This is a genomic window from Cellvibrio sp. 25HG11W-0, assembly GCF_057815475.1.
On sequence record NZ_CM174230.1, the window covers coordinates 2,952,713 to 2,964,980 of the forward strand.

Below are 12,268 nucleotides of genomic sequence, written 5' to 3' on the forward strand. Positions count from 1 at the left end.
CTTTAAAGTCGTTTTGGGCAGGAAAACTGCGTTAACTCTGCAAGATAAAATGGATTATGAACACTACTGGCCGTCACCTCAAATACAACTCTATAGCCGTGAACTAACACAGTAGCAACGAACTTTTCCGGCTCTATACGCTTGCGAGCTTCGCTATTTTCAAATAGCCTCAGCAACGCCCAAGGGCCAGAAACCTGAAGTGAATTTCGTGACACATCAACACCATTTAACTCCAATCGAATTTGATTACTCCCTCTAGGTCCAGGCCAAACAACGGTCCGAGAAATTTGCGGCCCATGTGCATACTGAAACACTTGACCATCAAAATCTAACGTCAATTGATTTATAGCAGCATCCATTTCAATGACTATAAACTCGAAGGAAAGCTCGGGCGAGCGAGCCCCCGAAGGGAAAAATACATCGCGAATTCGGGCCGCTTGCTGAAAAGAACCAATTGAAATACTATTTTCATTGGTCGCTCGCAACACCCATGAGCGCCCTGTCATATCTGTCATAGATTTTAGATGCTTACTAAAAAACTGGTCCATCATCCCCGCAGGCGCAAACATTCGTGAAAAATCTGCCAGAGTGACATCACGCGTAGATGAATGATCAAATGGATAGCGTCCTCTTATTGCAACTCGACAAAAATCTCCAATAGAATTATCCAGCTCAGAGCTTAATGTATTTCTAATGCCACCTTCAGCTTGCCGACTACCCTCCTGCGTTAAACCTTCCAAGATTGGCCTTACTGGGCTGGGCAAGCGCGCCGCCTCAGAGCGTATAAGTGATATGGCATCGGTCTGACCTAGCGCTGTTGAGCCGCTACGAATTGAGTAATCTGTATTGGATAAATTAATGTAGACTTCATTAAACATTTTCAAGATGGCATCAGTCGAAGAAGCACCCCCTTGCCCTTGCACCAATTGAATAATAGCTTTAAATCTATCATCAACAATCCGCTCTAACACTTCATCATCATGCCCAAGCTCATTAGCCAAAGCACCGATATTTCTCTCCATGTTAGAAACTACAGTCCCCGCACGTTTAACAGCACTACTCATTACAGAGGTCGCATCCGCTGAGAAGGAATTCCCTAAATTGAGTTCACGCGCAGCAGCCTGTAGCAACTGTATAAGCGGAGAATCGACGGCCGATAAGATACGTGCGACCTCTATTGTCTCAGCCATTGAATGGGTCTCAACTAGCCTTAAATCAGAAAGATAGTCCTCCCAAAGAATCACATATTCATGAAGATATAAGCGTTTCACCGCGCGCTCAGCATTAGCCAGTGAAGCAACCTTTAAATTCGTATTCTCAAAAGCCGAATATGCACCCAACACCCAACCATCCTCTGTTGACATACTGCCAACCAACTCACTTAAAGCAGGTAAAAAGCGCTTGTGATATCCATGGTAAGTGAACAGGTCCGGGATAGTAAGACCTAACGGCTGGCCGCTATTTCTTCGAAATACAAATGCGCTTTTCGGCCCACCCGCTTCTGAAAATGAAAATCCACCAGTGTTTTTTTGTAGCAGTGATGCCTTTAGATGCGAATAAGCTCGTTCAGCAAAAGAAGAACGGCTTAAGAGCTGCCGCTTCTCTTGTACCAACCCCAAATCAAAAGGGTAAGGAGAACTAATTATTTTATCTAGTAACAAATGCTGCAAATGCAAACTAAGAGATTCACGCACATCACGTGAAACGCCAGATGGCAGATGCTCTTGAAAATCCTTATTTACGAATGCAAATAGAAAATTAGCATCGTAATGTACTGGATCAGCAAGCATTAAATAGGCCTTTAACGATTCATATGACAAACCTAAATCATGCTCATCAGACGAGCGTAACAAAAACTCCAATCGTCTTGACACGCCGGGCAGCAAGGTACGCTCTAATGCTTTGCGGTAGGTATATTGAGCTGCAGAGTTAAGCTTCTCCCCCTGATATAATCCCAAACCAACTCCGAGAGGCGGATCCATCACCGCGAAACCATTACCATCAGCTAAAACTAATAACTCACTTAACGCGGGTAAGTACTCTAAAACCCCAGTGCCTTTTTGTGCAGCAAGGTTCGAAAACTCCTGAGCGACTGCATTATTTTTTTTGTCTACAAAATCTACATAAGCTAAATTTTTAAAGTAGCTGGCAGCCCATAAAATACAGAGCAAAATAAAACAAGATGCTACAATTCCGTGTCCAGCAACCCCAAACAACAACTCCTTCCGTTCCTCCTTCTTATTCCTTCCTGCCATGTGCGCCTCAGGAAAGATCACTCTATTAACAAGATCTTTAATAAAGTAACTTTTTCCTGATGAAGTCTGGGGGTTGGTATTGATATTAAGACTAGAGTTAGCGCCTAAGCGTCTACCTAGAGCACCTAAAACACGATCAAAAGGTGTACCTTCCTGGGTTCCACTTACAAAGTAAACGCCGCGAAAATTAATGCTCGCCAATACTTTCCCATAAAATATTTGCCCTATGATTTGATTAACCAAAGGTAACAAATTAGAAAAGTTCTGTGGAAACGCATAAGCATGCGCGCGCCGCGCCATATCGTGCTCGCGCAACATTGCATCTGGCAAGCCACTAAAAAGTCTTTTCGATAAAGCGGCCAACTCATGTGCAATTTGCTCCGGAAGGGCAGCCTCAACATTCGAAGGCTCTGACGCTACTGGCAGTGTAAAGCCCCACACTTGCTCTCGATCTTCTTTATTTAATCCAGAAAAATAATCAGAAAACCCACCCAAAAGGTCTGCCTTCGTTATCAATACATAGACAGGGAAATTCACACCAAGATTATCGCTTAACTCACTTAATCGAGCGCGGAGCTGGCTCGCATGATGCTCCCTAAGGTGCTCGTCTTGTGTTAGCAAATCAGTAATCGAGACGGTAACAATTGCCCCATTTAGCGGCTGCTTTGGACGAAATTTACGCAGTAAGTTAATGAAATCCAGCCACTCTTCCTTATCCGTACTAGCATCGCTATCTTGGGTAGTGTAGCGCCCCGCCGTATCAAGAAAGACGGTGTCTTCGGTAAACCACCAATCACAATTACGAGTTCCGCCAACGCCTTTAACCGACTCTTTTCCCAGCATATCCACCAATGGAAATTTTAAGCCGCTATTTACTAGCGCTGTGGTTTTTCCTGATCCCGGTGCGCCAATAAAAACATACCAGGGCAGCTGATAAACATACTTTCTATTAATTTTGGAAAAGAAACCGGACTCACTATTAAATGTGGATTTTTTAAGTAGAGATAATGCCTTATTAAAATTCTTCTGCAATTCACTTACGTTAACATTATTGCTGTCGCCGCTATCGCTCGGCTTTAATTTCGTCATTGCCTCCAGCAATTTAGCATTAATATTTCGCTTGCGTAGCAATCCAAAAATTAACTTAAGCAAAAAATACCCTACAAATATCCCTATTACCCAGCAGCGCACAGCTACCGAGGCCAAAGGCCGCCAATCTGCGAAAGCAAACAGCGGGCCAGCAAACCAAACCAATAATACAACTGCAAATATTCCTATAAAAACCCAAAAATAGGGATTAAATAAAAATCGAAAAAAACGACTTATCACGTTGTCAATTCCTTTTAATTATTCGGAGAATTTGTAAATATTTTAATTTCAACACGCCGATTAAGCGCGCGCCCCTCAGCTTCACCATTTGATGCAACAGGCTCAGCTGATCCGAGCCCTTCGACATTCATCTTCAAAGACTTATTTTGAATAAATAAACTTAATAGCTGTGCCACACTGCGAGCACGCTCCATCGACAAATGCCAATTTGAAGGAAATCGTGCAGTACGAATAGGCTGACTATCAGTATGACCGGAAACAATAACCCCATTACCGATCTCATCAATCGCATCTGCAATTTTTCTAAGTACAGGCTTATAGGGGGCATTGATATCTATACTGCCAGAATTAAATAACCCATCACCCAATAAAATCACGGTGGCAACACTCGCCGTTTCATTTACGCGCACCAAATTAGCTTCTATTTCTGGCTGCAAGAGCAGTGTTAGGGTACTAGCCCTTACTGGAGATTGTGAAAATACCGGCAGTTCAGGCAAATGAATTTTTGATATAGACCCAAAGGTGAAATCAGATCTATCCGATAGCTTAAAGCTCAAAATAGAATAAAGTATTACGGAAAAAAATAAGAATATAGCCGCAGAAACCCATACCGGAAGTGCATTCCACATAGGTCGCCTATCTTTAGCAACACCTTGCCAACGAATAGAAAAAGCTCTAACTTTTTCACTTCTATTATCAGCAATTATTTCAGCCAAGCGCCTACGTAACACCTCTAATTGAGATTGGCCATTAGAAACAACCTTATAGCGCCCCTCAAAGCCGAGAGAAATACAATAAAACATGAGCTCTATTAGATCGAGGTGCAACGCTGGGGCCTGAGTGATCTTCGATAAAATTTGGAAGAATTTTTCACCACCCCATGTTTCATTATGAAAAGTAACCAATAAACTGTACTTAGCCCAAACACCGCCGCCACCCCATGGAGTCTGGGCGGCTGTTTCATCAATTACCGTACAAAGACAATAACGCGCCGCAGCCAAGTGCTCCTGTGACACCCCCTCATACTTAGCTCTCGCCTCAAATTTCTTTATTTCTTCAATCAAATAACTTCTTAACTTCGAGGGGTCTGGATTATGGACAAGCGTACGAATTTGGAAAATCATATTCAATATTGGATTTGCTATCGCAATTATTGGGTTACTACCTGATACCACATCTTCCTCTTCTGTGGCTACGGCCCCCAAAGCTACTTGACCTCCTTGATTGCCGCTACGCGCCCCTCCAGGATTAGGCATGACAAAAGTGCGCGACTGATTAATGCCAAATGAATCAATTGGAGCCATAATGAAACTTCCCTTTTATGAAGTATTATCTGCGAATTGCCCAACATTGAATTTCCAAATCAGGAAAATCTCCCGCGACATGCATTGCAATCGTCCCAGATGCTTTAAACGACTTCCACATGTCGGAGGACGCATCCATTTCAAAATAATGCGTGCCGGTATGATAAGGAATTTGCCTCGGTGCAATTGGGAGTTGATTGATCAAAATTCCAGGTAATTGCAAGTTGACCAAATCACGAATCTTATCAACTGAGCCGATTTTAATTTGTTTAGGGAAATTTCCCTTGATGATTTCTGGCGCAACACTAGCATGAACAGCCAAGACAAATTGACAGCTTGAAATCAGCTCTCTATCGCTGACCAGCCCAACTCTTACTCCATATGCCTTTTCAACTAGCTCTATCTCTATGGCATTACGCTCCAAAACAGTAGACAAGTAGCGTCTTAACATTTGCATTAAAGGAAGAAAGGTTAATATAGGGTCATCATGATTATATTTGGGAATGGTTTCGCAACGCTTATTTTCTGCCGCGAAAGTGGCCAACTCTCCTCCGAGAGAGATCATCAGCTTATAGACTTCTTCAGGTGGTATGCCGTGATTCTCCAATATATGAGAAACTCTAGGTTGGACTCCATTAAGCAACTGCAGCATTAGAAAATCACCGACCTCGGATACTCCACCGCGCCCTGGCTGACTTATGCGCTCCCCCAAGGCATCGGCACGTTGCTGCACCAACCCCAAGACCTCATTAAGATAATTTGTTAGTAACGGTGAGGCCCCGCGCGAAATCAACGGGGGAATATAGTTGTCATCTAAAAGTATTTGGCGATCACTTTTTCGTTCAACTATCTTTATCACACCTAATGACACCCAAGAATCCGTCAAATCTTGCGCGAGCAATAACCGTAAGCGCGGATTGGCAATTTGTAACTCAGCAGGCTCGCCTTTAGTGGAGTTAATATCCTCAATTAAACTATCAGTAACCTTGTAGCGAGCCTGCGACATATCACGATCATCAAAAGTTATCTCATCAGAATTTAACCGCTTAATAGGGAGCGCCAAATACACAACTTGATCAACAACCCCCTCTTTAATCTCTAAAGGTTCGGGCACTTCGGATTGCGAGGGGAAACTGAAAGTCGTACCATCAGGAAAAATCCCCTCCGCATAATTTAAAGAAATCAACCCTATAGCTAAGGCTGATGCATCGATACTTAACTGTCTAAAACCCCAAAAATAATAAGAAGGCGCCAGAGATCGCTGATGCAATATAAAGTCCGTATATCGATCTTGCTGCTGAAAATGCTGCGGCCGTAAAAACATTCCCTCAGACCATATTACTTTTTTAAACAGCTCCATATCAAAACACGTCCTTTTCATTATTTACTTCGAGAGGTTTAAGTTTTAGTGCGTTTTTTCCCACCAAAATAGTGCGGTCATAGAGGGACTGATCACTATTAAATGTCTTAGAGATTCTCGATCGAGCCTTGGGGGTAGAATGTACAAGTTGCCAATCACTAGAATCCATAATTCGATACCCAGCCACTATACCGAACGCACGTTCCTTCCCAGACAGGATGTAACGTTTTTGCAGTATTTCACCCGGCCTAAGAATGACAACCTCTTTTGACAACAGATCTTTACTTAAAATGACTTGATCATTCTCAACTAACGACAAATAATCACTTTTTTCAAAAGCTGAACTATTAGCCAAACGGTAAAGCGTAATCGCCACGGGTGATGGACGCCCATTGATATCAGGGTTCAAATTGTTAGCGGCTATATACGTAATCTGGAAAATGTCTTTTCTAGGCGACGACGCACAAGCGCTTATAATCAACAATATTGAAACCAGTATTACTCGACTAGTTTTGAGCGCAATCGGAACCGCTTTCTTCAAAGCAAAAATGAAGCCTGTATCAATTATCATGATTGCGATTATCCATGTGTGATTTATCGTAAAGGGCAGGATCCCAGGGAAGCGTAATTTCATTCGGGGCTCCAACCCATACCGCTACAGCACTATAATTATCTTGAGCTAAAGATTGCTTGTTTAGAATCTCTTCTTCAATGCGTATCAACCATTCCTCTGCCGATGCCGATGCCGTCAGGGTATTCACCAAAGCGCCAACCTCAACATCCTCCCAAAACCCATCAGAGCAAATTAAAAAAACATCTCCATCTTGTACGCGAAAAGGCACATCAAGCGACTCACATAACATTTCATCTCCGGTTCCAAGTGCGGCATAAAGAACATTGCGCGCCACAGCTTCATGGGCCGCGGCCGCTTGCAACATGCCGGAATCTATAAATCGCTGCACCAAGCTATGATCTTTCGTTAATTGCCTGCACTCGCGCCGACGTATAAAATATATTCTGGTATCTCCCAGATGAATCCACTGGGCAAAATCAGCATTTTCATCAAAAAAAAGACCTGCAATGGTTGCGCTCATTTTTTTTAATCCACCGGACAATTGCTGCCCATAACGAATCGCAGCATCGGCTTGCAACAAAAGTGAATCGATATGGGGCTTTTCGATCGATGGCAATTCAGAAAACCCAATCAGGAATGTTTTTACTGCCGCCTCCGAGGCCACATCTCCGCCACCGTGACCACCCGCGCCATCCGAGACTACAAAACACGCACCAACATCAGAAGTCCAGTAGCCGCAAGCATCTTCGTTATAATCCCGAGCACCCTGGCGCGAAAGGGTTGCAAAATCAATCGTTTTCCCTGACGCGGCCCTATATGTCGTCATTGCAAACCTCGAGCTTCATTCATCCTATCCACTTCCTTTTCGTAGGCATCAGCAAATGCCTGCTGAAATAGGATTTCAAAATCCTCTTTAGCGTCACCAGCCAACTCAGAATAACTTGCCTCATAAAGCTCCCATAATTTAGATTTTTTAGACATAGGAACCAAAGCATCAATTATCTGATTTGAAATTAAATATTTTTGCAGTCTATCAGGGCTAAATTTCTTAACAACTTCATAAACGGCGGCACGGGCCCCCGCAACTAATCCCACTTGATGGGCAGACAGGTCGACAAATGCATCATCGATTGCCGCTATTGGCTCCATAAAACCTGAGAACCTTTCTCCGAGTAACTGAATCAATGCGGACTGCGCATCAGGTGCAAACTTCAAGGGATTATTACCTGCCGAGGCGATGATTGTGACATTAGCGCGCATCTCATGCTTGGTCAGCGAACGCTCGTGCATCATACTGATGGTTCCGCGAGTTAGATGTAACATCAAGGCCCCCAGCTGCGATGCAAATTCAACATTAAATTCCGGCAAACGGGAAACATCCAGGCCCGCCCCCGCAGCAAATGCCTTAAGCAGCTCATCACTGCCAGGCACTACTTTCTTGGCATTAAGTGGAGCAACCCCATCCAATTCCCGATGCTTAGGAACAACAGGCGCAGAGCTTTCCAATGGGAGGGCACGCGACTCGTGATTGCCTGGCTCACTTTTTCTTGCAGGCTCAGGCTTAAATTCCTTTTTCGTTTTTATGGGCGTAGGTGCAACAAAAGGCGTCGACAGCTCTGACCCTAGATCTACTTGATTAAAGACCGATAGATCGGCTTGCCCGCCTAACAATAGAGCCAATGGATCAAAAAGCTGATCCCCTCCAGCCATTAAGCTGCCTTCAGACTCACCAACAGTCTCACTACCCGACAATAAATCTTCAGAGTAATTATCGCCGAGCAAGGATTGCCGAGCGCTCGCTGACTCAAAATCTAAATCACTCAACTCAAAATTGTTACTCTCATCAACTCTAACGTCCGCGTCAGGCGCTGCGAATATATCAAAATCTTCAGGAATAAATTGCATTGGGCTTATAGGAGATACTGAAGCTTCAGATTCAGGCACACCCACCGCATCCAACTCGACCTCACGCTCTCCCCAAGAAGTCAACCCAAGCAAATAACGTCCCAAAAAAATACCGTCGGAAATTTTTACGGTATCATCCATCCCCGGTGGAACTTCTCGCTCATTGATAAAGATACTGGTAGAGGTGCTGACATTCATAAGAACTGCAGATGTTGCATTTTTATAACTCACCTGAGCTTGAACACGCGACACAAGTCGTGACGGATCCTCCAAAACAAGATCATTATCAACGCCACGCCCAACGCTGATTTTTTGGCCAGGCTTTAAATGACAAAGTCGATCACCATTTAAGGGGGTACCATCATAAGACAAGGTAACAAGTGCCAACCCCGGTGTATCGAGCATAATTTTTTAATCCCTAAACACTATAATTTTTAGACTTGGCGCACAAACACACACAAGTAACTCTTCCCAAAACCGAAGGTTGACATGATAGCGATAAAATCTTGCATCACAAATCAATATACGAGACATGGATCACAAAGCTAAATTTGATTAGGCAATAGAATCTCGTCGCATAAAGTTAGATGGAAGCCTCCAATATTTTAACGCCCATGCATTTGTACTTCTCTTCAACTTTTCCACCATCCGTTTCGATAATTTAATTTCAGCAGGGTTTGCATGGACGCCACAATGAGCGTAAAAGCGTCGGCAAAAGAAGCCGCACACGATGAGATTTCACATTACTCTCCTTCGGCGTTGCCTATTGGCACGAAACTAAATGAATTTATTGTTACTGACATCATCGGGGAAGGTGGCTTTGGTATTGTCTATGCTGCGCACGATTCGCTGTTACAGCGCAGTGTGGCCATTAAAGAATACATGCCCGCCGCTATCGCAAATCGCCTCGCAACCACCCATGTAAATCTGCGTTCAGAGCGACATAAAGACACCTTTTCCGCTGGCTTACAAAGTTTTATTGATGAAGCTCGGTTACTCGCACAATTTAAGCACCCAGCTTTGGTAGAAATATTGCGTTTTTGGGAATCCAACGGCACAGCCTATATGGTTATGCCCCACTACAAAGGCAAGACGCTTCGCAATATTTTAAAGGACTTCCGTGTTGACTCTACTGAGCGCTGGCTTAAAGCCATGCTTAGCCCGCTACTCGATGCGATTGAACTACTACATGCTCGTCAAATTTTCCATAGAGACATAGCACCGGACAATATTGTCATTCAAGACAATGGCCAGCCCGTGCTCTTAGATTTAGGTTCGGCACGTCGAGTAATTGCAGGCATGCAAAGCGCGCTAACAATTGTTGTTAAGCCCGGATACGCGCCAATTGAGCAATACACAGAAGATACTGCAATCGAACAGGGGGCGTGGACAGATATATATGCTTTAGGCGCGGTATTGTACTTCACCATAGTAGGGCGAGCACCGAGCGCTTCCGTCTCGCGTATGATGAAAGACACACTGCAACCCTTAACCGCGAATCAATACCCAGACTTTAGCGAATCATTCTTAGGCGCAATCAATCGCTCGCTTAAATTGCAGCCAGCGGATCGCTTTCAAAGTATTGACGAGTTTCGCGAAGCATTAAATGTCGCCACATCACCCTCCGCAAGTGTCATGCTTTCTGCGTTGGTTTCCCCATCTCCAGTAACGAACAATTCCTCAACAGCGAAAACTGAGGATGACGGAAAAACTGTCATTTTATCTACCGAAGAAATTGAAGCCCTAAAGCAAAAGATCTTAACCGCCACTGCCGCCCGAACCGGCAATGATGCAAGTACCCCTGCAAAGGATTTATTACAATCTAATCCATTAGCGACTCCGGAGCCAACCAGCAAAAGCAGCTTTTCTGACGTACAGGAGCTGATTGACGGAACTGATTCTCGCGGCAATTACAGCGTCGTAATTCCCACCGATGAAGCCCCCGCAAAAAAACCTCAGAAAAATGATGCACCTCGCTCCGACACATCAACGAGTCAACATAACGCCAACCCAAGAACGCATATCTCTTCAAGATTTAAGCTTCACGCGCTGGCCATATCTGGCGTAGTACTCAGCGCGCTCGGTCTCCTGGTATTCGTTTTTCTAAGCACCCCCGAAAGAACAACTATTGCAGCTACAACAGCTGATGAGGCTTTTAGCTCCCAGCAAACGGAAACAGCCTCGAATGCAGCCAATAAGCTTACAGACAACAAGAGCGCGCCAACAACCGCTGAGGTCGATACACAGTTTGAAGACAACAAGTTTTTTGCCTACCAACGCACACCGGCGAAACTCTTAGACAGAGTTTTAGATGAAAATGTCGCGCCCTTTCGTGACACCCAGACAATACCTGCAGCTGCCCCCATAAATGACAGCTTCAGATTTAGCAGGCCCATAGAGACAATTACCGTAGCGGTAGCAGCCGCGCCAGAAGTGGTAGAGCCACAACAGACCCTACAAGCGCAACCCAAAGCCATCGTCAAACCTAAAAAGATTAAACTCTCATCCCCAGCCATAGAAACGGGATTACTTAAACTCACTATTATTCCGTGGGGAGAAGTTTGGGTTGAGAATAAAAAACTTGGTGTAAGCCCACCAATGAGAGAACTGTCCTTACCAGTGGGCATTCACAATATAGAAATACGTAGCCCCGGCTTGCTGACGGAAATGCGCACTGTTGAGATAACTAAAGAAAAAACTACTGAGGTCCAACACAACTTTTCCGAAAAAGGCAATTCCCAGCCGCAAATAAAAGACAAGCCCACGGGATCAAAAACAGACTATCAGTCAAGCGAGCCAAAAAAGGAAGTGCGAGTTGACTCACAAAAATCACCTGATTCAACAAACAACACAACAGAAGTAAAAGCAGTACAGGAATGGACGCTGAACTTAAAAATACTTCCGTGGGGTGAGGTTTGGGTCGATGGAAAAATGGCGGGCGTAACACCACCACTACACGAACTGAAACTGAATAAAAACAAACATAGAATTGAGCTGTCTCATCCAAACTACCCATCAAAAATAATTGATGTAGATGTGAGTTCATCAGAAAACACAACCATTGAATATTCATTTAGGTAGCCCGAATGAATATTCAATCTTCCCATAGCACATTAAATTTGACAGAAATATAGCCATGAATATTAAAAAGCATTTTATCGTTGCACTCTCGTTGGTTGCCGTTGCTCTGAGCGGCTGTGCAGTACAGGAAAAGAAGAGCGGCATCGACTTGGCCAAAAGCGAGGCCACCTTAAAGCTGGAGAGCGGCAAATCCTATTTTCACGCTGGCAATTATAGTCAAGCCGAGTCGGACTTATTAAATACAATTATTTGGCAGGCAAGCCCTAAGACCCGAGTAGAATCACTGAAGTATCTCGCCTTTATCTACTGTGTCACTGATCGAGTTACGCTGTGCCGACACTCCTTTTACAAAGCTCTACAATTAGACCCCACCTTTAAATTATCACCCGCCGAAAGCACCCATCCACTATGGGGACCAGAATTTATCGTTGCGCTTAGCGGCCAAAATGGAATCTAGGGT

8 protein-coding genes are annotated in these 12,268 nt (G+C 44.2%); 2 read left to right on the plus strand and 6 right to left on the minus strand.

The features are described 5' to 3' along the window. Positions 1-2 precede the first annotated feature (2 nt). The 6 genes from tssM to tagH are packed head-to-tail and all read right to left on the minus strand — an operon-like array spanning position 3 to position 9,132. Positions 3-3,584, minus strand: a complete 3,582-nt coding sequence (gene tssM, locus AC0KUT_RS12400) for a type VI secretion system membrane subunit TssM (protein ID WP_488830307.1) — start codon at positions 3,582-3,584, stop codon at positions 3-5. Positions 3,585-3,598: 14 nt separating this feature from the next. Further along, complete coding sequence (gene icmH, locus AC0KUT_RS12405; RefSeq protein ID WP_488830309.1) at positions 3,599-4,888, minus strand: type IVB secretion system protein IcmH/DotU; 1,290 nt, start codon at positions 4,886-4,888, stop codon at positions 3,599-3,601. 25 nt (positions 4,889-4,913) lie between these two features. Beyond that, positions 4,914-6,248, minus strand: a complete 1,335-nt coding sequence (tssK, locus tag AC0KUT_RS12410; RefSeq protein WP_488830311.1) for a type VI secretion system baseplate subunit TssK — start codon at positions 6,246-6,248, stop codon at positions 4,914-4,916. Between the two features lies 1 nt (position 6,249). Then, positions 6,250-6,819, minus strand: a complete 570-nt coding sequence (gene tssJ / locus AC0KUT_RS12415) for a type VI secretion system lipoprotein TssJ (protein WP_488830313.1) — start codon at positions 6,817-6,819, stop codon at positions 6,250-6,252. Further along, positions 6,809-7,648, minus strand: a complete 840-nt coding sequence (locus tag AC0KUT_RS12420; RefSeq protein ID WP_488830315.1) for a PP2C family protein-serine/threonine phosphatase — start codon at positions 7,646-7,648, stop codon at positions 6,809-6,811. Before AC0KUT_RS12420 ends, tssJ begins: the two co-directional genes overlap by 11 nt. Continuing rightward, positions 7,645-9,132, minus strand: a complete 1,488-nt coding sequence (tagH, locus tag AC0KUT_RS12425) for a type VI secretion system-associated FHA domain protein TagH (protein WP_488830318.1) — start codon at positions 9,130-9,132, stop codon at positions 7,645-7,647. Before tagH ends, AC0KUT_RS12420 begins: the two co-directional genes overlap by 4 nt. A 276-nt stretch (positions 9,133-9,408) precedes the next feature. Between tagH and AC0KUT_RS12430 the strand changes: the two genes are divergently transcribed. Together AC0KUT_RS12430 and AC0KUT_RS12435 are read left to right on the plus strand one after the other, a co-directional pair. After that, positions 9,409-11,808 carry a serine/threonine protein kinase gene (locus tag AC0KUT_RS12430; protein WP_488830319.1) on the plus strand — a complete coding sequence of 800 codons (2,400 nt, stop codon included), beginning with the start codon at positions 9,409-9,411 and terminating at the stop codon, positions 11,806-11,808. A 55-nt stretch (positions 11,809-11,863) separates the two neighbouring features. Continuing rightward, positions 11,864-12,265 carry a TssQ family T6SS-associated lipoprotein gene (locus AC0KUT_RS12435; RefSeq protein ID WP_488830321.1) on the plus strand — a complete coding sequence of 134 codons (402 nt, stop codon included), beginning with the start codon at positions 11,864-11,866 and terminating at the stop codon, positions 12,263-12,265. Positions 12,266-12,268 lie beyond the last annotated feature (3 nt).

Excerpts from the sequence above, each read along its gene's own strand:
- icmH (WP_488830309.1), bottom strand. The coding sequence starts at position 4,888 with ATGGCTCCAATTGATTCATTTGGCATTAATCAGTCGCGCACTTTTGTC.
- tssK (WP_488830311.1), bottom strand. The coding sequence starts at position 6,248 with ATGGAGCTGTTTAAAAAAGTAATATGGTCTGAGGGAATGTTTTTACGG.
- tssJ (WP_488830313.1), bottom strand. The coding sequence starts at position 6,819 with ATGATAATTGATACAGGCTTCATTTTTGCTTTGAAGAAAGCGGTTCCG.
- AC0KUT_RS12420 (WP_488830315.1), bottom strand. The coding sequence starts at position 7,648 with ATGACGACATATAGGGCCGCGTCAGGGAAAACGATTGATTTTGCAACC.
- tagH (WP_488830318.1), bottom strand. The coding sequence starts at position 9,132 with ATGCTCGATACACCGGGGTTGGCACTTGTTACCTTGTCTTATGATGGT.
- AC0KUT_RS12430 (WP_488830319.1), top strand. The coding sequence starts at position 9,409 with ATGGACGCCACAATGAGCGTAAAAGCGTCGGCAAAAGAAGCCGCACAC.
- AC0KUT_RS12435 (WP_488830321.1), top strand. The coding sequence starts at position 11,864 with ATGAATATTAAAAAGCATTTTATCGTTGCACTCTCGTTGGTTGCCGTT.